The organism is Demequina lignilytica (assembly GCF_030418305.1).
Classification (GTDB): Bacteria; Actinomycetota; Actinomycetes; order Actinomycetales; family Demequinaceae; genus Demequina; species Demequina lignilytica.
Map to the genome: position 1 here is coordinate 332,054 of NZ_JAUHPX010000001.1, position 19,023 is coordinate 351,076.

Annotated in this window: 16 protein-coding genes; 12 read left to right on the plus strand and 4 right to left on the minus strand. The window is 70.4% G+C overall.

Translation table 11 applies throughout. The annotated features are described in order from the left end of the window. Positions 1 to 21: 21 nt before the first annotated feature. A complete protein-coding gene (locus QQX10_RS01545) occupies positions 22 to 2,208 on the minus strand; it encodes an MMPL family transporter (RefSeq protein ID WP_439710159.1) in 2,187 nt (728 codons plus the stop codon). Positions 2,209 to 2,280: 72 nt separating this feature from the next. Between QQX10_RS01545 and lipB the strand changes: the two genes are divergently transcribed. Genes lipB through QQX10_RS01560 form a run of 3 tightly spaced genes read left to right on the plus strand, consistent with a single transcriptional unit; the run spans position 2,281 to position 4,739 of the window. Further along, a complete protein-coding gene (lipB, locus tag QQX10_RS01550) occupies positions 2,281 to 2,973 on the plus strand; it encodes a lipoyl(octanoyl) transferase LipB (RefSeq protein WP_301144427.1) in 693 nt (230 codons plus the stop codon). Beyond that, on the plus strand, positions 2,970 to 3,989 hold the full coding sequence (gene lipA / locus QQX10_RS01555; RefSeq protein WP_301144428.1) for a lipoyl synthase: 1,020 nt from the start codon (positions 2,970 to 2,972) through the stop codon (positions 3,987 to 3,989). The genes lipB and lipA overlap by 4 nt, the downstream gene beginning before the upstream one ends. A 48-nt stretch (positions 3,990 to 4,037) precedes the next feature. After that, positions 4,038 to 4,739, plus strand: coding sequence for a DUF4191 domain-containing protein (locus QQX10_RS01560; RefSeq protein WP_301144429.1), 702 nt, complete (start codon positions 4,038 to 4,040; stop codon positions 4,737 to 4,739). Between the two features lie 81 nt (positions 4,740 to 4,820). On the opposite strand, the gene QQX10_RS01565 is transcribed toward QQX10_RS01560, so the two are convergent. Both QQX10_RS01565 and QQX10_RS01570 read right to left on the minus strand, forming a co-directional pair. Further along, complete coding sequence (locus tag QQX10_RS01565) at positions 4,821 to 5,474, minus strand: HAD-IA family hydrolase (protein ID WP_301144430.1); 654 nt, start codon at positions 5,472 to 5,474, stop codon at positions 4,821 to 4,823. Beyond that, positions 5,471 to 5,899 carry an RDD family protein gene (locus QQX10_RS01570; protein ID WP_301144431.1) on the minus strand — a complete coding sequence of 143 codons (429 nt, stop codon included), beginning with the start codon at positions 5,897 to 5,899 and terminating at the stop codon, positions 5,471 to 5,473. Before QQX10_RS01570 ends, QQX10_RS01565 begins: the two co-directional genes overlap by 4 nt. 165 nt (positions 5,900 to 6,064) lie before the next feature. On the opposite strand from QQX10_RS01570, the gene glnA reads away from it, so the two are divergent. The 9 genes from glnA (at position 6,065) to QQX10_RS01615 (ending at position 17,314) form a co-directional block, all read left to right on the plus strand. Further along, complete coding sequence (glnA, locus tag QQX10_RS01575; protein ID WP_301144432.1) at positions 6,065 to 7,498, plus strand: type I glutamate--ammonia ligase; 1,434 nt, start codon at positions 6,065 to 6,067, stop codon at positions 7,496 to 7,498. A 166-nt stretch (positions 7,499 to 7,664) separates the two neighbouring features. After that, entirely contained in the window at positions 7,665 to 8,417 is a 753-nt protein-coding gene (locus QQX10_RS01580; RefSeq protein WP_301144433.1) for an FkbM family methyltransferase, read from the plus strand. A gap of 88 nt (positions 8,418 to 8,505) precedes the next feature. Further along, positions 8,506 to 8,880 carry a hypothetical protein gene (locus QQX10_RS01585; RefSeq protein WP_301144434.1) on the plus strand — a complete coding sequence of 125 codons (375 nt, stop codon included), beginning with the start codon at positions 8,506 to 8,508 and terminating at the stop codon, positions 8,878 to 8,880. Between the two features lie 273 nt (positions 8,881 to 9,153). Further along, positions 9,154 to 10,653 (plus strand): sugar ABC transporter ATP-binding protein, encoded by a 1,500-nt coding sequence (locus QQX10_RS01590; protein ID WP_301144435.1) that lies wholly within the window; start codon positions 9,154 to 9,156, stop codon positions 10,651 to 10,653. Then, positions 10,641 to 11,711: an ABC transporter permease gene (locus QQX10_RS01595; RefSeq protein WP_301144436.1), complete on the plus strand. Its 1,071-nt coding sequence runs from the start codon at positions 10,641 to 10,643 to the stop codon at positions 11,709 to 11,711. The genes QQX10_RS01590 and QQX10_RS01595 overlap by 13 nt, the downstream gene beginning before the upstream one ends. A gap of 54 nt (positions 11,712 to 11,765) precedes the next feature. Beyond that, positions 11,766 to 12,992: a LacI family DNA-binding transcriptional regulator gene (locus QQX10_RS01600; protein ID WP_301144437.1), complete on the plus strand. Its 1,227-nt coding sequence runs from the start codon at positions 11,766 to 11,768 to the stop codon at positions 12,990 to 12,992. A gap of 34 nt (positions 12,993 to 13,026) precedes the next feature. Then, positions 13,027 to 14,064: an ABC transporter permease gene (locus QQX10_RS01605; RefSeq protein ID WP_301144438.1), complete on the plus strand. Its 1,038-nt coding sequence runs from the start codon at positions 13,027 to 13,029 to the stop codon at positions 14,062 to 14,064. 52 nt (positions 14,065 to 14,116) lie between these two features. Continuing rightward, positions 14,117 to 14,764 (plus strand): HAD family hydrolase, encoded by a 648-nt coding sequence (locus QQX10_RS01610; RefSeq protein WP_301144439.1) that lies wholly within the window; start codon positions 14,117 to 14,119, stop codon positions 14,762 to 14,764. Positions 14,765 to 14,800: 36 nt separating this feature from the next. After that, the gene (locus QQX10_RS01615; protein WP_301144440.1) at positions 14,801 to 17,314 is read left to right on the plus strand and encodes a GH39 family glycosyl hydrolase; all 2,514 of its coding nucleotides are present in this window, start codon (positions 14,801 to 14,803) and stop codon (positions 17,312 to 17,314) included. A gap of 65 nt (positions 17,315 to 17,379) precedes the next feature. On the opposite strand, the gene QQX10_RS01620 is transcribed toward QQX10_RS01615, so the two are convergent. After that, complete coding sequence (locus QQX10_RS01620; RefSeq protein WP_301144441.1) at positions 17,380 to 18,945, minus strand: MFS transporter; 1,566 nt, start codon at positions 18,943 to 18,945, stop codon at positions 17,380 to 17,382. Between the last annotated feature and the right edge of the window lie 78 nt (positions 18,946 to 19,023).

Genomic DNA, 19,023 nt, shown 5'->3' on the forward strand with positions numbered 1-19,023 from the left:
GGGGCGAACGCCCGCCCGGCGTCAGTCCCCGATGCGGCGGGCCGGCCACCACGCGCGCCGGCCGATGTCGCCGATGAGCCCGGGCACCAGGAGCGAGCGCACCACGAACGTGTCGATGAGCACGCCCGCGGCCACGATGAACGCGATCTGCGCAAGGAAGATCAGCGGGATCACCCCGAGCGCGGCGAAGGTCGCGGCCAGCACGATGCCCGCGGAGGTGATGACGCCTCCCGTCACCGCGAGGGCCCGGCGGACGCCCTGACGCGCGCCGTGCTCCAACGACTCCTCGCGGGCCCTCGACATGAGGAAGATCGAGTAGTCGACGCCGAGCGCGACCAGGAACACGAAGCCCAGCAGCGGCACCGACGGATCCGTGCCGGGGAACCCGAGCACGTGGTTGAACACGATCGCGGACAGGCCCATGGTCGCGGCGAAGCTCAGCACGTTCGCGAGGATGATCAGCACGGGCGCCAGGATCGAGCGCAGCAGCAGCATGAGCACGATCAGGATCACCACGAGGATCGTGGGCAGGATGATGACCAGGTCCCGCTCGCTGGTGAGCCGGGTGTCGAGCGACTCGGCGGCCTGGCCACCGACCAGCGCGTCCGCGTCGACGGCATGCGCCGCCTCGCGGACGTCGGCGACGATCTCGAGGGCCTCCGCCGACGACGCGGACACCTGGGTGACCGCGTTCACCTCGACACGGCCGTCGATGACGATCGGGTCCTCAGGGACGGCGCCCGCGGGGGCGCCCGCCGCCACGGCCGGGGTGAGCAGGTAGGCCGCGCTGACGCCGTCGACGGCGGCGACGGCGGACAGCACGTCCTCCGCCGAGTCCTCCGGGGTGATCACCCGGATCGGCGACGTCGCGCCGGCGTCGAAGTGCTGCTCGAGGAACTCGAAGCCCGAGACAGACTCGGTCTCCGCGGTGAAGATGTCGCGCTCGCCCAGCCCGCCGGACTTGAAGGTCGGCACGAACGCGGCGAGCACCACCAGACCCAGCGCGGCGGACGCCCACACGACGCGCGGGCGGGCGTCGACGAACCGCGACACGCGGCCCCAGACCCCGGCGCGCGCCTCGACGGCCTCGATGGTCTCCTCCGCCTCGTGGTTGTCATCGCCGCGGTAGCGCGGCATCGCCGGCCAGAACACGCCCCTCGCATGCTTGCCTCCGATCAGCAGCAGCGCAGGCAGCAGCGTGAGCGCGGCGAGGAACGATGCGGCGATGCCGATCGCGCCCGCCGGACCGAGCGCGGCGTTCGACTTGAGGTCGCTCAGCAGCAGCACGAGCAGGCCAAGGACCACCGTGCCGGCCGAGGCCGCGATGGGCTCGAGCGAGCGCCTCCAGGCGCGGCCCAGGGCGGCGTACGGCGAGCGCACGCGCAGCAGTTCTTCGCGGTAGCGCGCCACCAGCAGCAGCGCGTAGTCGGTGGTGGCGCCCACCACCAGGATGAACATGATGCCCTGGCTCTGGCCGTTGAGCGTGATCACGTCGGCCGACGCCATCGCGTAGACCGCGATGATGGCGCCCGTGAGCGCGAGCATCGACGTCGCGAGCACCAGGAACGGCAGCACGGGGCTCCGGTAGACGATGAGCAGGATGATGAGGACCACGCCGAGCGCGACCAGGAGCAGGATGCCGTCGATCCCGCCGAAGGCCTCCACCAGGTCGGCCACCAGCCCCGCCGGACCGGTGACGTAGCCGGTGAGGCCTGTGTCGGCCTCCTCCCAGGCCGCGCGCAAGGTGTCCACGTACCGCTGTCCGATGGTCTCCTCGCCCGCCGCCTCGTCGAACACCTCGGCGTCGACCGCGAGCGAGGCGAGGATGGCCTCGCCGTCCTCCGACGGCACCGCGGTCGGACCCTGGCCCTGCGGGCCGGTCAGGGTGACGTCGCCGACGGTGCGACCGTCGGGGTCGCCCTCGAGCGGGACCGCCAGGGCGGAGTCGAGGAAGGCCTGGACGGTCGCGAGGTCCTCGGGACCGCCCTCGACCACCAGGAGCGCGGGGACGGACTCCGTCGGCGCGAACTCCGCGTGCGCGGCCGCCGCCTCCGTCGACTCGGCGCTCGAGGGCAGGAACGCGGCGGAGTCGTTCTCCTGCACCTCCGACAGCACTCCGAAGGTCTGTCCGCCGGCTCCGCCGATGGCGAGCCAGGCGACGATGGTCAGGACGACGGCGATGGGACGGAGCCAGGGACGCTTCAGCACGTTCATAGTGAACGGCTCAACCGCGCGCGCGGAGCGATATTCCCGCGCGCGCAGAGAAGTTACCCTTCTGTGATGCGGATCGTCCCCCTCGACCTCGGCACACGCCTGATCCCGTACCAGGAGGCGTGGGATCTTCAGCGCCGGATCCATGCCCAGGTGGTGGCCGGCGAGGAGCCGGACACCGTGCTGCTCGTGGAGCACGAGCCCGTCTACACCGCGGGCAAGCGGACCGCCGCGTGGGACAGGCCCGTCGACGGCACCCCGGTCGTCGACGTGGACCGCGGCGGTCGCATCACGTTCCACGGCCCCGGCCAGCTGGTCGGCTATCCGATCGTGCGCCTCGCGGAGCCCGTGGACGTGGTGCGCTACGTGCGGACGCTCGAGCAGGCGGTCATGGACACCTGCGCACACTTCGGGATCGAGACGATGCGCGTCGAGGACCGCTCGGGCGTGTGGCTCCCGGCGGCGGACGGCCGCCGCGAGCGGAAGATCTGCGCGATCGGCGTGCGCGTCGCCAAGGGCGTCACCATGCACGGCTTCGCGCTCAACTGCACCACCGACCTGGCCTGGTACGACCGCATCGTCCCGTGCGGCATCTCCGACGCCGACGTGACCTCGCTGAGCGCCGAGCTGGGCCGCGAGGTGACGCTGGACGAGGCGCGCGAGCCGCTGCTCGGATTCCTCGAAGCCGCCCTCGCCGACGTAAGGTGGGCGCAGGCGAGCACCCCCGCCGACTCCCCGCTCCCCACGAAGGAGACCGTGTGACCATCGCACCCGAGGGCCGCAAGATGCTGCGCGTCGAGGCCCGGAACGCCGCCGTTCCGATCGAGCGCAAGCCCGAGTGGATCCGCACCAAGGCGACCATGGGCCCCGAGTACAAGGACCTCAAGGGTCTGGTGAAGTCCGGCGGCCTGCACACCGTGTGCGAGGAGGCGGGCTGCCCCAACATCTTCGAGTGCTGGGAGGATCGCGAGGCGACCTTCCTCATCGGCGGGGACCAGTGCACGCGGCGCTGCGACTTCTGCCAGATCGACACCGGCAAGCCCGCGGACTTCGACGCGGACGAGCCGCGCCGCGTCGCCGAGTCCGTCCAGCAGATGGGCCTCAAGTACTCCACCGTCACCGGCGTCGCGCGCGACGACCTGGCCGATGGCGGCGCCTGGCTCTACGCCGAGACGGTGCGGCAGATCCACGCGCTCAACCCCGGCGTGGGCGTCGAGCTGCTGATCCCCGACTTCAACGCCGAGCCCGACCAGCTGGCCGAGGTCTTCTCCTCGCGCCCCGAGGTGCTCGCGCACAACCTCGAGACCGTGCCGCGGGTGTTCAAGCGCATCCGCCCGGGCTTCCGCTACGAGCGCTCCCTGTCCGTGCTGACGGCGGCGCAGGAGGACGGCCTGGTCACCAAGTCGAACCTCATCCTCGGCATGGGCGAGACGTTCGACGAGGCCGTCGAGGCGCTGCGTGACCTCCACGCCGCCGGGTGCGACCTCATCACCATCACCCAGTACCTGCGCCCGAGCCCCCGCCACCACCCCGTGGACCGCTGGGTCAAGCCGCAGGAGTTCGTCGACCTGTCCGACATCGCGACCGAGATCGGCTTCCTGGGCGTCATGTCCGGCCCGCTGGTGCGCTCGTCGTACCGTGCCGGCCGGCTGTGGGGCCAGGCGATGCGGCGCAAGGGTCGGGAGATCCCGGCGCCGCTCGCGCACCTCGGCGAGGAGACGGAGTCCCGCCAGGAGGCCTCCGCGCTGCTGCGGGCGAATCCGACGCTCGCCGGCTGACCCGGAGGGTCCGGCTCCCGCACGTCACGCACTAGACTGTCCCGCATCATGGCTAAGGACACCTCGCCTCAGAAGAAGCAGCGCTGGTACTCGCTGGTCGCCCAGGCCTACAAGGTCACGGCGCCGCACGACAAGTGGCTGCTGCCCGGCATCATCGGCATCATCGTGGGCGGCATCGCCGTCTTCGTGGTGATCGGTCTGATCATCGGCGGCACCGCCGCGATCATCTACACCTCGATCTTCGGCGTTCTCACCGCGCTGCTGGGCGCGATGTACTTCCTCACGCGCCGCTTCGAGAGCAACGCCTACGCCCGCATGGCGGGCCAGCCCGGCGCGGCCCTCGCGGTCGCTCAGGCCATCCGCTCCGGCTGGGAGTTCCAGGACGAGCCGGTCAACATGGATCCCCGCAGCCAGGCGATCGTGTTCCAGGGCGTCGGCAAGGGCGGGATCGTGCTGCTGGCCGAGGGCGGCAACGCCGCGCGCAAGACGGTGCAGACCACGACCAAGCGCATCGAGAAGCTGGTCCCCGGCGTCCCCGTCACCTCCTACTACGTGGGCTCGGGCGAGGGCGAGGTGTCGCTCGCGAAGCTGCAGCGCACCATCCGCAAGACCCCGAAGGCGCTCAACAAGAACGCGCAGGCGACCGTGAAGGCGCGCCTCAAGGCGATCGGTGGCAGCAAGCCCCCGCTGCCGAAGGGCATCGACCCGGTCCGCGCGCGCCCGGACCGCAAGGGCATGCGCGGCCGCTGAGCCCGACGACGACCCGCCCGTGAGCCCCCGAGGGGGAGCTCACGGGCGGTTTCCTCGTCGTGGGCGACTTCTGCGGGGCGCTCAGCGTGGCGCGCCGAGCGTGACGCGCACCCCGAGCGGCCCCGCCCCGAAGGAGACCTCGCGCATGTCGGCGACGCGCGGCAGACCCTCCGTGGCGGGCGTCGACAGCCCTCCGACGACCACCACCGTCGCCCCGGCCTCGAGCGCGGACCGCACCCCCGCATCGGCGTCCTCGAACACGACGCACTCCCCCGCGGTGGTGCCGAGCAGCCCGGCGCCCCTGCGGTAGGGCTCCGGGTCGGGCTTGCCGCGCTCGACGTCCTCGGCCGCGACCATGCGGGTCACCTCGGGGAAGCCGAGCCGTTCCATGCGTCGCAGGGCTGCCGTCCGGACGGCGGAGGTCACGACGGCCCACCGCGCCGGAGGGATCGCCCGCACCGCCGCGACGGCGCCCGGCACCTCGACCTCGGCGTCGAAGCGCTCGTTCTCCCAGGCGCTGATGCGCGCGAACCAGGGCTCGATGTCCGCGTCGTCCCCCAGGAACCGCCGCAGCGTGGCCCGGGCCGGGACGCCGTGGACGTGCGCGAGCACCACCGCCGGGTCGAGGCCCACCTCGCGCGCGAAGTCGCCCCACACCTGGTCCACCATGCCGGTGGAGTCCACGAGCGTGCCGTCCATGTCGAGCAGGACGCCGGCGACGTCGAGCACCGTCATGCGGCGGCTCCCGTACGGACGATGCGGGTGCCGGCCAGGCGGTCGTGCAGCCCTCGCCCGTCCGGTCCCCACACGACGGCGGGGATGACGAGCGCGAGGAGCGCCGTGCGGATGAGCGCCTTGACGGGGCCCACGAACGACGCACCGTCCTCCCGAATCACCCGGAGCCCCATGACGCGATGCCCGATGGTGGTGCCCAGGGTCGCGACCAGCAGCAGATGCTGCGCCGCCCAGACGCCGAGAGTCGCGAACGGCGCTCCGGCGAGCAGCACCCGCTCGGGCAGCGTGGCGACGCCGGGATCGAGGGCCGGGTCGGCGAAGAACGCGCTCGATACGAGCAGGCTGAGGATCCAGTCGATGCCGATGCCGAGCAGCCGTCTCATGGTGGGCGCGACGGGGGTCGCGGCCGTCTCGTCGGGAGTCACGGCGTCAGCCTAGCCGCGGTCGCCGCGGGGCCGATCCGTGCGGGCGATGGCCGGTTTCGGGGCCACATGTAACAGTTCTGAAACATCGCCTGTATCCGGAGGCAACAGTACGGCCCTAGGGTGGTCATGCCAGAGAAGGCCTTCCACCTCATCTAGGAGTACCGGATGTTCAAAGACGCCAATGAGGCGATCGAGTATGTGAAGAACGAGGGTGTCGAGTTCGTCGACATCCGCTTCTGCGACCTCCCCGGTCAGATGCAGCACTTCAACATCCCCGCGTCGCAGTTCACCGAGGACGTGTTCACCGAGGGCGCGATGTTCGACGGTTCGTCGATCCGCGGCTTCCAGGCGATCAACGAGTCCGACATGAAGCTGCTGCCGGATGTCGCCACCGCGTTCATCGACCCGTTCCGCAAGGCCAAGACCCTGGTCATCAACTTCTCGATCGTGGACCCGTTCACGAACGAGCCCTACTCGCGCGACCCCCGCAACATCGCGGCGAAGGCCGTCGAGTACCTGAACTCCACCGGCATCGGCGACACCGCGTTCTTCGCGCCCGAGGCCGAGTTCTTCATCTTCGACTCGGTGCGGTTCGACACGAACCAGCACGAGGGCTACTACCACATCGACTCGTCCGAGGCCTGGTGGAACACCGGCACCGAGTACGAGGAGGACGGCACCCCGAACCGCGGCTACAAGACGCGCTACAAGGGCGGCTACTTCCCCGTCTCCCCCGGCGACCAGTTCGCGGACCTCCGCGACGAGATGTGCAAGGTCCTCGAGGAGGTCGGCCTGCACCTCGAGCGCGCGCACCACGAGGTGGGCACCGCCGGTCAGCAGGAGATCAACTACCGGTTCAACACCCTGCTCCACGCCGGTGACGACATCCAGAAGTTCAAGTACGTCATCAAGAACGTGGCCTGGAAGCACGGCAAGACCGTCACCTTCATGCCGAAGCCGCTGTTCGGCGACAACGGCTCGGGCATGCACGTGCACCAGTCGATCTGGAAGAACGGCGAGCCGCTGTTCTACGACGAGGCCGGCTACGGTGGCCTGTCGGACATCGCCCGCTGGTACATCGGCGGCATCCTGAAGCACGCGCCCTCGCTGCTCGCCTTCACCAACCCGACCGTGAACTCGTACCACCGCCTCGTGCCGGGCTACGAGGCCCCGGTCAACCTGGTGTACTCGGCTCGCAACCGCTCCGCCGCGGTCCGCATCCCGATCACCGGCTCGAACCCGAAGGCCAAGCGCATCGAGTTCCGCGCGCCCGACCCGTCGTCGAACCCCTACCTCGCGTTCGCGGCGCTCCTGATGGCCGGCATCGACGGCATCAAGAACCGCATCGAGCCGCCGGCCCCGGTCGACAAGGACCTCTACGAGCTTCCCCCGGAGGAGCACGCCCTCATCCCGCAGGTGCCGGACTCGCTCCCGAAGGTGCTCGACTCGCTCGAGGCCGACCACGCGTTCCTCACCGAGGGCGGCGTGTTCACCGAGGACCTCATCGAGATGTGGATCGACCTCAAGCGCACGCAGGAGATCGACCCGCTGCGCTTCCGTCCGCACCCGCACGAGTTCGAGCTCTACTACGACTGCTGAGCAGCCCGCGTAGCGTTCACCCGAAGGCCCGTCCCGCATGCGCGGGGCGGGCCTTCGGCGTCGCAGGCCGGCCGCGGCACCCGTCCGAGCGCTTGCACCGTGCACGCCGGTCGGGAATCCTTGGGTCAGTTGCCTGCCACCGGAGGGGGATGCGGGGAGCATGAGCGTGACGGCGAGGAGCACGGCGCGCGGGGACCGTCCGGCGCCCCGCACCCTGCTCGGCGTGCTCGCGCGCAGCGCCTGGTTCCTCGAGGACGAGGTGAGCGCGATCGCCGAGCTCGTGCCGCCCGGCGGCGTCTGCGTCGACGTCGGCGCCGGGTACGGCCTGTACACCGCCGCGATGATCACCGCCGTCGGCACGGGCGGCACCGTGCACGCGATCGAGCCTCAGCCGTCCTCGCGTCGCGTGCTCGACGCCGTGGTGCGGCTCTACCGCGCCGACGACCGCGTGGTGCGCCACGCGTGCGCCATCGGCTCGGCTCCGGGCCGCTCGGAGCTGAGCGTGCCGGTGCGCCGCGGCCGCGCGGTCTCCGGCCGGGCCTTCGTGACCAGGCACGCCACCGGCGCGGGACCCAATGCCGCGGACTTCGCCGGCGAGCGCCGCTATCCCGTCGAGGTGTCGACCCTGGACGACCTGGCCGCCCTCCATGGGCTCACCCGGCTCGACATGATCAAGGCCGATGTCGAGGGCGGGGAGCTCCACGTGCTGACCGGAGGAGCGCGCACCATCGCCCGGCACCGGCCGATCGTCCAGCTCGAGATCGAGGAGCGTCACCTCGACAAGTACGGGATCTCCGTGGCGCAGGTGACGGGCTTCCTCCTCGACCAGGGCTACACGATGCACGGGTGGACGCGGCGGGGGTGGCGCCCGGCGGCGCGCGTCACGGACGAGCGCCGCAACTACCTGTTCACTCCCTGATCGCGCGGCCGGGAGCGCCCGGCCATCCCGGGACAGCGCGGCGCGACTCGCCTACGATGACAGGAGCCGCCCGCTTCGGAGGTGAGGCATGAACGCCCGGTCCGCGCTGCTGTCCCTGCCCGTCGCGCTCGCGCTCGCGCTCACCGGGTGCAGCCAGATCCAGGAGTTCCGCGGCCAGATCGACGACATCCGCTGGTGCTCCGACGTGGTGCGGCTGGCGGCCGCTGTCGACAGCGCGAACGCCGAGGCCGCGCGCAACCTGGTCGATGCGCTCGACCGCTCCGGTCCCGAGGACCTGGCCGACGACGTCGGCGTGGTCCGGTCGGTGGTCGAGGACATCGAGGCGGGCATCGCGGAGGCGACGGCGCTCACCGAGGACGAGGTCACGTCCGCCGTCGGCCGTCTGGTGGACCAGGTCGAGGAGCGCTGCGAGGGCGAGCTGCAGGACTTCGGCTCCGAGTAGCTCCCGCGCGCGGCGCGCACGCGCCTCCGGGACGTTGGACCCGAAGAATCCGAAGGAAACGCGCCCGCGACCCGCCTGGCTCATTCTCTTCATCTGAGCGCTCCACTTGCGGCGCACATCGATATGCAGGCGGACGCGCGCGGCGCCTCCCTGCTCCGGTAGCCCCCGCAACGCATCCCCGGAAATGCCGTACGGATGCTCGTTGAAGCGCGTCGAAACCTCTACGTAACTTTGCCTCGAAAGTTCAACGGCGAAACAGAGAGGCAGCGCAGAGTGACGAACGACGTCGTACTCACGGTGACCGGCATGTCGAAGAGCTTCGGCGTGGTCCGCGCGCTGAAGAACGTCGACTTCGAGCTCCGCGACGGTGAGCTCCACGGCCTGATCGGCGAGAACGGCTCGGGCAAGTCGACGCTCACCTCGATCGTCGCGGGCAGCCAGCCGGCCGACACCGGGACCATGATCTTCCGCGGCGGGCCGTGGTCCCCCGCGACGGTCAACGAGTCGCTCGCGAACGGCATCGGCATGGTCGTGCAGGAGAGCGGCACCGTGCCGGGCATCACCATCGCCGAGAACCTGTTCCTGGGCGAGACGGGCCAGTTCTCCACCCTGGGCCTCGTCAACCGCCGCGAGATGAACGCGCGCGCTACCGCGGCGCTCGAGGCGATCGGCGTCACCGACGTCAACCCCGCCACCCCCGCGGGCGCCTGCGACTTCCAGACCCGCAAGCTCGTCGAGCTCGCGCGCGTGATGATGTACGACCCCGCGGTGGTCGTGATCGACGAGACCACCACCGCGCTCGGCCAGGACGGTCGTGACCTGCTCTACAAGGCGATGGACGACCACAAGACCCGCGGCGCCGTCATCTTCATCTCGCACGACCTCGACGAGATCATGTCCGTCTGCGACCGCCTCACCGTGCTGCGCGACGGCGACATCATCTGCACCTTCGACAAGGACGAGTTCGACGAGGGCGCGATCCGCGCCGCGATGATCGGCCGCTCGATGGAGGGTCACTACTACCGCGAGGACAACAAGGCCACGGCGAACGACGAGGTGATGCTGTCGGCGACCGGGCTGAACCTCGGCGACAAGCTCCGCGACGTCACCATCGACGTCCGCAGCGGCGAGATCGTCGGCGTCGGCGGGCTGAGCCACTGCGGCATGCACGAGCTGGGCAAGGCGCTCTTCGGCGCAGTGGTGCTCGACTCGGGCGCGGTCGAGTCACGCGGCGTGAGGATCTCGAACGAGCGCCGCGCCGTCCGCAACGCGCTCGGCTACGTCTCGAAGGACCGCGACACCGAGTCACTCAGCCTGAGCGCCTCGATCCGCGACAACATCGCCAGCGCCGGGCTCCGGCTGATCGGCAAGGGACGCGCGGGGCTCATCACCTCCGGCGCCGAGAACGCCTACGTGAAGACCCCCATGGACCAGCTGGAGATCAAGGCGCCCGGCGCCGGCACCATCGTCTCCACGCTCTCCGGCGGCAACAAGCAGAAGGTCGTGTTCGGCAAGTGGATCGCGTGCGGCACCGAGGTCCTGATCCTCGACTGCCCGACCCGCGGCGTCGACGTCGGCGTCAAGCAGGCGATGTACCGCCTGATGACCCAGCTGAAGGACGAGGGCAAGGCGATCGTCCTCATCTCCGAGGAGATGACCGAGCTCATGGGCATGAGCGACCGCCTGCTGATCATGAAGGACGGTCGCGTGGTGCGCGAGTTCGAGCGCAGCGCCGACCTCAACGAGATGGAGATCATCGAATGCATGATCTGAACGGCACCACCGTGGCCCAGGACGATGCGGTGGCGGGCACGCCCGCCACGCCCACCAAGGCCGCCATCGCCAAGGAGGACGCCGCCGCGGCCGCCAAGGCTCGACGCGGCAAGCTCTTCGCCGACCTCGCGCCGCTGATCGGTCTCGCGGTCCTCGCGGTCGCGTTCGTGCTGGCGGGCACGTCGGCGGGCACCAACATGGGCTACGCGGTCGAGACCCTGGTCAACCAGTCCGTGATCGTCATCATCATCGCGACCGGCGCCATCTTCATCTTCGCGATGGGCTCCTTCGACATCAGCCTCGGTGCCTCGACGCTGGTCGCCGCCATGGTCGCGGGCCTGGTGCACAACGCGACCGGGAACCTCTGGCTGATGCTTGGGGCCAGCGTCCTCGCGGCCGTCACCGCCTCCCTCATCAGCGCGACGCTCGCCGCCGTGTTCAACCTGCCGGTCTTCGTGACGACCGTCGCCATGCTGTCGGTGCTGGGTGCCGTCGCCGCCGCGCTCGTCCAGACCACGGGAGGCGCCCAGATCCGGATCGACCGGTCGTTCGCCCGCGAGTACGACACGCTCACGGTGAAGATCATCGTCGCCGTCGCGTTCCTCGCGCTCTGCGTGTTCCTGTTCAACTACACACGCCTGGGCCGCGTGGAGAAGCTCATGGGCGGCAACCCGGTCACCGCGAGGCTCACCGGCGTCTCGATGAAGCTGACCGCCATCGCGGCGTTCGCGATCGCCGGCCTCGGCGTGGGCCTCGGCGCGTTCCTGACCGCGCTCCGCACGCCCACCCTCACGGTGACCAGCGCCTCCGACATCGGGATGAACATCCTGGTCGCGATGGTCTTCGGCGGCATGGTGATCTCCGGCGGGCCCCGCAGCCGGATCTACGCCGCGATCATCGGCGGCATCTCCATGGCGCTGCTCAACCAGACCATGTCGATCATGCTCCAGGGCATGGCCGGCGGCGCCGGGATCGCCCAGATGGTCCGCGCCGTCCTGTTCCTCGCCGTCGTCTGGCTCGCGGCCTCGGGCTTCCGCACCAAGGTCCTGCCCCGCTGACCACCCTCCCCTGCTCCACCAGATCGCAGTACCCCACCCAATGAAGGGAACATCATGAAGATCACTCGCAAGATGGCGTTCGGCACCGCTGCTGGTGTCGCCGCCGCGCTGTCGCTGGCCGCCTGCTCGAGCAGCGCGGGCACCACCGACGGCTCGAGCGCGGGCGCGACGGACGCCGCCGCGGCCGACCCGGTGAAGATGTGCGTGCTCGTCGCCGACGTGACGTCGTCGGAGGCGCTGAGCTTCCGCGACTACTACACCGACTACATCGCCGGGAACTTCCCGGTGGAGTTCGTGTACTCCGACGAGCTGGCGGACGCCGAGGCGGAGAAGACCGCGATGGAGGGCTTCATCGCGAACAACTGCGAGGCCGTCATCTCCTTCGCGTCGGCGGACCGCCCGACGCAGCTCGACATGGCCGAGGACGCGGGCATCTACTACGCCGTCGCGACCGGCGCCCTGTCCGAGGAGGAGTACGAGACCTTCAAGGACTACGAGTACTACGTCGGCGCCATCGGCCCCGACGCGATGACCGAGTACCAGGCCGGCTACGACATGGTGAAGCACTTCACCGCCGAGGGCGACACCGAGTTCGGCATCTTCGGCGGCGGCGTGCCCTACTACCTCGAGATGCACATCTACCGCGCCGCCGGCATGCTCGCCGCGCTCGCGGAGGACCCGACCACCTCGTACGGCGGCGCCACGGAGATGGGCGACATCCTGGGCAAGATCTACCAGGACGGCACCATCAAGATCGCGGACTTCGAGTCGGACGTCTACACCCTCTCGGGCTACCTCGAGACCTGGGACTTCGACGCCGCGTGGCAGGCCAGCATGGCCGACATGATCGCCGCGGGCCCCGACGCGATCCTCGCGGTCGGCACCGGCAACGCGATCCTGGGCGCCGCCGTGGACGGCACCGGCATCCAGATCGGTGACATCGACGCCTACACCGAGGACAACCTCGTGGCGATGGAGAACGGCACCCTCGGCTTCCTCGCGGGCAAGTTCACCTCGATCAACGGCCCGATCTTCGCGGCGACCCTCTCCGCGGTCCAGGGCGAGCCCTACCGCACCGCCGAGGGCTCGGCCTTCGCGCTGAGCCAGGGCTACTGGGAGGCCACCACGGCCGAGGAGTTCCAGGAGATCGTCGACGCCGACAACGTCGACGCCCCCGTCTACGACGTCGACGCCCTGTCGCCGTTCGTGGCCTCCGGCGCGAGCTACGACGAGTTCGCCGACTTCGTGAGCAAGTACACGTTCGCCGACCTGGTCGGCTGACACACCCCTAGGAAAGGACAGGGAGGCACCAGAGATGGGCAGCTTCATGCGACGGGCAACGGGAACCCTGATCATCCCGGTCGGAGTGTTCGCGGTCGTCTGGGCGCTGGCCGCCATCGACGGTGCCTCCCTGTTCAGCTCCAGCGACAGCCTGATGATCCTGGCGCGCACCACCGCGGTGACGATGCTGACGACCATGGCTCTCGCGATCAACCTCAACAGCGGGCGCTTCGACTTCTCGCTGGGTGCCATGGCGCTCGCGTCGAGCACCATCGGCGCCACCATCGCGATCAACGTCGGCGGCGGCTTCCCCGCGATGGCGGCCGTGACGCTGGCGGCCGGCGCGCTCCTGGGCGCCTTCTCCGGCCTCCTCTACGTGACGCTCCGCATCTCCCCGCTGGTGAGCTCCCTGGGCGTGACGCTGCTCTTCGAGGGCCTGGCGTTCACCATCACCGGCGGCGGCAACATCAGCTTCACGCAGTACCCCGAGCTCGTCGCCTTCGGCAAGAACCTCACCGCGCTCGTGATCGTGATCGTGCTCGCGCTGGTCGGCGTCTACACCGTCTTCGACCGCTCGCGGTTCGGCTCGGACTACCGTGCCCTCATCACCGGTCAGCACGCCGCCGTGTCGGCCGGCGTGAAGGAGAAGGGCAACGCGATCGCCACCTACGCGGTGTCGGGCGGCCTGATGGGCGTGGTGGGCCTGATCCAGGCGTCGGGCAAGGGCCTCATCGAGGCCGGCAGCATCAATTTCTCGACCATCGGCATCATGTTCACCGCGTTCCTTCCGATGTTCGTCGGCGGCTACATCGGCCGCTACTCCAACGACAAGCTCGGCTACCTGCTCGGCGCGCTGAGCATGTCGGTGATCGGGCTCGGCTACTCGGCGCTGCGGCTCACGTCCGCACAGCAGTCGCTCATCACGGCGTTCCTGCTGGTGGCCTTCCTCATCTTCCTGAGCAACGAGGAGCGGGCGAAGCACTGGTGGCGTCGGGCCCGGCTCGGCAACCGGCCGCCGTCGGGACCCGCCGCGCCCCCGCGCGAGACCGCCGGCGTCGGGGCCTCGGCGTGACGGCCGCGACGGCCACGGGCCCGCGTCCACGGCGGCGATCCGCCGACCGGTCGTGACCGGGACCCGGGGCATCGTCTTCGCCCTCGACGGCGTGCTGGTCGACACCGACGAGACGAGCTTCCGGGCGTGGGCGACCGTCGCCTCCCGCCTGGGCATCGCGTTCGGCCGCGACGACCACGCCCGGCTGCGGGGCCTGTCCCGCTCCGAGACGCTCGACGCGATCCTCGCGCTCGGCGACGCCGAGGTGTCGCGGACCGAGAAGGAGCTTCTCGCGGACGAGCGCACGGCCATCCACCGCGAGCTCGTGCGCGGGCTGTCCCCGCGCGACATCGACCCCGCGGTGCCCACGCTGCTCGCGGACCTTCGCGCCCGCGGGCTGCGGCTCGCCGTCGCGTCCGCGAGCCGCAGCTCCCGCATGATCCTCGAGCGCACGGGGCTCCGGGACCGGTTCGACGCCGTGTCGGACGGCGCGAACATGTCGCGCCGGGAGCCCGATCCGGAGGGCCTCCTCCGCGCCGCCGACCTTCTCGCGCTGCCCGCGTACCAGTGCGCGGCGGTCGTGAGCACCCGCGAGGGCGCCGGCACGGCGCACGCCGGCGGCTTCGGAGAGGTGCTCGGCCTGGGGGACGCCGCAGCACACCCCGATGTCACCCGGGCCCTCGCGAGCGTGGCGGGCATCGCCGCCCTCGTGAGCGTCTGATCAGCCCTCGCCACCGGGACGCGAGACAATACCGCCGTGTACTCCGAGAGCGAGCTGGTCGTCCTGCCGCGCGCGCTGCCCGCGCGCGTGATGTTCGTCGAGTCCGACGGCATGGTCCCGCCGAGCCGTCGTGACGAGTCCCAACTGATCTTCGTGGTCCACGGCCGCCCGACGGTGGTCGACGACGAGGACGAGGTCACCCTCGAGCCCGACGACGTCTATCTCGCGAACGCGCGGCGGCTCGTCGCCCTCGAGTCCGACGACCCCTTCCAGGTGATCGTCCTCCGACTCGACGTGCGGCGCCTCGACGAGTCGCTCGACGAGGTCGAGTTCCGCGTCAACTCGGCGGCGGCCTCCCACCGCCGCGCGTTCCGTCCGCTGCTCCACCTGCTCGCCCTGGTCGTCAAGGCCAACGCGACCGAGGACGAGCAGAACCGCTTCAAGACCCTCGCGCTGCTCTACGCGCTGCTCGACGAGCTGACCCGAGGCTTCATCGCCGACCCCGCCGGCGGCACGACCGCGTCCGACAAGCATCGCAGCCGCATGCGCCGGCTCCTCCGCTACATCGACGAGCACTACGCGGAGGCGCTGACCCTCAACCAGGTCGCGGCGCACGAGCACCTGTCCGCGCCCTACCTCTCCGCGTTCTTCAAGGAGAACGTCGGGATGACGTTCTCCGCGTACTACAACGCGCTGCGGCTCGACCGGGCGGTCGACGACCTGGTGACCACCGACGAGAGCGTCGAGACGGTGGCCCGCCGCAACGGCTTCAGGGATCCCCGCGCCTTCGTCAAGGTGTTCAAAGAACGCTTCGGGGTGCTGCCGAGCCAGTACCGCCGCGACGAGCTGCAGAAGAAGGAAGGCCGCGACGGCCCGTCACGCCGATCGACCACGGCGCGACCCGCGCCGGACTCCCCGCTGGCCCTGCTCGCGAAGTACCTGCCCGAGGAGAGCGACGGTCACGTCACGGCCGCCTTCGACGCGGATCCGCTCGCGAAGGTGGTCGCGGTGGACGCGATCGACGTGACCGCGGACGGGCGCGCGCTCCACCACGCGTACCGCAAGGTGACGACCGTCGGCCGCGCCAAGGAGCTGCTGTACCAGGAGGTCCGCGACATGCTCGCCGAGTGGCAGGCGGACGTGGGCTTCGAGTACATCAAGTTCCACGGCTTGTTCGCGGACGACATGCACGTGTACCGCGAGGACAGGGACGGCCGGCCGGTCTACAGCTTCGTCCTGCTCGACAAGGTCCTCGACTTCCTGCTGTCGATCGGGCTCCGGCCGTTCGTCGAACTCTCCTTCACGCCGCAGGAGATGGCCTCGATCGCGGACCGGACGGTCTTCTCCGCGCCGTTCAACGTCAGCCCGCCGGCGAGCCTCGAGGGCTGGACCGCGCTGGTCGAGGCGTTCGTGAGGCACGCGATCGACCGCTACGGGCACGCCGAGGTGTCCCGCTGGCTCTTCAGCCCCTGGAACGAGCCCGACACCGGGTCCACGCTCTTCGGCTTCGACGACGACGCGCTGTTCTACGACTTCTACGACGCGACGTACGACGCGGTGAAGCGGTCCGGCACCGACCTGGCGTTCGGCAGCCCCGCGATGCTCGTGAGCTACGCCCAGGACAAGGACTGGCTGCTCGCCTTCCTCGACCACGCCGAGGCCGCCGGGCGCGCCCCGGACTTCCTCACGGTGCACTTCTACGACAACGACTTCTCGCGCGCCCGGCTCGACGAGCACTCCCCCGGAGAGCCGGCCGGGCTGCGCCTCAACAAGGACCAGGACACGTTCCACAAGACCGTCCGCCAGCTCCGCATGCTGCTCCAGGAGCGGGGGATGGCCACCCCCGTGTACATGACCGAGTGGAACCTCACGGTGTCCCACCGCGACCTCCTGAACGACACGACGTTCAAGAGCTGCTACCTCGCGAAGAACCTGCTCGAGAACTACGACGACCTGGACTCGTTCGGCTACTGGATGCTCACGGACCTGGTCGAGGAGCTGCAGCCGTCCGACGACATGTTCCACGGCGGCCTGGGGCTCTACACCTACAACGGGGTCAAGAAGCCCCACTACTACGTGCTCGCCGCCCTGCGTCGCGCCGGCGACCGCCTGCTCGCCTCAGGCGAGGGCCACTTCGTGACGGCCAGCGATCACGCCGTGCAGATCTACCTGTACAACTACGAGCACTTCAGCCACCTGTTCGCCTCGGGCGAGCGCTACGACATGACCTACCTCGAGCGCTACGCCCCGTTCTCCGAGGTCGGGCGCATGGACGTCTCGCTGGAGCTCACCGGGCTCGCGCCGGGCACGTACCGCCAGCGCGAGGAGGTCATCAACGCCGACCACGGCTCGGCCTTCGACACCTGGCTGCGGATGGGCGCGCCGTCGATCGATCCCCCGGAGGTCGACTACATCCGGCAGGTCTCCGTCCCGCAGATGATCGTGAACGACGTGGAGGCGGGCGTCGACGGCACGCTCACGGTCTCCGCCGTGCTGGAGCCGCTCGAGGTCCGGGTGATCGAGCTCGTGCCGCGCCGTCGCGCATCCTGACGAGGGACGGCGCGGCGCCCCCGGGTCTCTCTCGAGAGCCGAGGGCGCCGGGACGGGACGATGCGTCAGCCGCGCGATCCCCCCGGGTGCGGCTCGCCGTCGGCGAAGGCGGGCGCGGCGGCGAGATCGCCGCCCGAGATCGCCTCGCCGGAGCTCGCGATCGCGGCCTCCCGCTCGGCCGCCTCGGACGCGACGTGGGCGTCGCCGCCCGCTGCCGGGCGCATCGTCACCAGCAGGCCCGCCGCGAGCGAGGCCAGCAGGACGGCTCCGACGGACACCCACATGGCGGTGGTGAAGCCGTGCACGGCCGCCTGCGCCATCTCGGCAGGGGCGGACGCGCCGGTGTCGACGATCCAGTTCGCGGTCGCCGTCGCGGCGATCGTGTTGAGCAGCGCGATGCCGACGGAGCCGCCCACCTGCTGGGTGGTGTTGAGGGTCGCCGAGACCACGCCCGCATCGGTCCCGCGCACTCCCCCGGTGACGGTCGCCATCGACGGCATGAACGTCATGCCCATGCCGAGGCCGAGCACCACCAGACCGGGCAGCACGTGCAACCAGTACGACGAGCCGACCTCGATCTGCGTGAGGAACGCGAGGGCGCCCGCGCCGAGCAGCGTGCCCGGGACCATGAGGCGGCGAGGCCCGACCCGCGGGAGCAGGCGGGCGGAGATGCCGACCGCGCCCGTCATCATGCCCAGCACCATGGGGAGGAACGCGACGCCGGTCCTCAGCGGCGAGTAGCCCTGCACGCCCTGGAGGTAGTAGGTGAGGAACAGGAACACGCCGAACATGCCGATCTGCGTCAGGCCGACGGCGAGCAGCGCGCCCACCCGGTTACGCTCGCGCAGCAGGTGCAGCGGCAGCAGCGCGTGCGGGGTACGGCGCTCGACCAGGACGAACGCGACCATCAGGATCGCGCCGAGCCCCAGCATCCCGAGGACGAGGCCGGAGGACCATCCGTGCTGCTCCGCCTCGCTGAGGGCGAAGACGATCGCGAGCAGGCCGCTCGAGGCCAGCACCGCGCCCGGGATGTCGAGCCGGGTGCGGATGCCCGGCGTGCGGCGGTCGTGGAGGAACAGCGCGGTGCCGATGACCGCGACCACCGCGATCGGGACGTTGACCATGAGCGTCCAGCGCCAGTCGACGTACTGCGTCAGCGCGCCGCCCAGGATGAGACCGATCGCGGCGCCGCCGCCGGCGATGGCGCCGTAGACGCCGAGCGCGCGAGCGCGCTCCTTCGGCTCGGTGAAGGTGATGTTCAACATCGACAGCGCCGCGGGGGCGAGGAGCGCGGCGAACACTCCCTGGAGGGCGCGGGCGACCAGCAGCATCGTGAGCGACTGCGAGAAGCCGCCGAACGCCGAGGCGAGGGCGAAGCCGCTCAGGCCGATGATCATCGTGTTCTTGCGGCCGAACACGTCGCCGAGGCGACCGCCGAGCAGCAGCAGCCCGCCGAACGCGAGCGTGTAGGCGGTGATGACCCACTGGCGGTCGGCATCCGAGATGCCCAGGTCCGCCTGTGCGGTGGGCAGCGCGATGTTGACGATCGTCATGTCGAGCACGACCATCAGCTGCGCGAGGCCGATCGCGGCGAGCCCCCACCAGCGGCGGGGATCGGGGGTGGTGTCCATGGGGAGCCTTTCGTGTGCAGGGGCCGCGACGGCAGGGACGTTCGTCGAGCGCGACCATGCGGGGAGCCCGTGAGGGCG

What these genes read in the sequence shown, in the direction of transcription:
- QQX10_RS01565 (WP_301144430.1), bottom strand. Translation starts at nt 5,474, where the DNA reads ATGACGGTGCTCGACGTCGCCGGCGTCCTGCTCGACATGGACGGCACG.
- lipB (WP_301144427.1), top strand. Translation starts at nt 2,281, where the DNA reads ATGCGGATCGTCCCCCTCGACCTCGGCACACGCCTGATCCCGTACCAG.
- QQX10_RS01600 (WP_301144437.1), top strand. Translation starts at nt 11,766, where the DNA reads ATGAAGATCACTCGCAAGATGGCGTTCGGCACCGCTGCTGGTGTCGCC.
- QQX10_RS01605 (WP_301144438.1), top strand. Translation starts at nt 13,027, where the DNA reads ATGGGCAGCTTCATGCGACGGGCAACGGGAACCCTGATCATCCCGGTC.
- QQX10_RS01620 (WP_301144441.1), bottom strand. Translation starts at nt 18,945, where the DNA reads ATGGACACCACCCCCGATCCCCGCCGCTGGTGGGGGCTCGCCGCGATC.
- QQX10_RS01595 (WP_301144436.1), top strand. Translation starts at nt 10,641, where the DNA reads ATGCATGATCTGAACGGCACCACCGTGGCCCAGGACGATGCGGTGGCG.
- QQX10_RS01585 (WP_301144434.1), top strand. Translation starts at nt 8,506, where the DNA reads ATGAACGCCCGGTCCGCGCTGCTGTCCCTGCCCGTCGCGCTCGCGCTC.
- QQX10_RS01560 (WP_301144429.1), top strand. Translation starts at nt 4,038, where the DNA reads ATGGCTAAGGACACCTCGCCTCAGAAGAAGCAGCGCTGGTACTCGCTG.
- glnA (WP_301144432.1), top strand. Translation starts at nt 6,065, where the DNA reads ATGTTCAAAGACGCCAATGAGGCGATCGAGTATGTGAAGAACGAGGGT.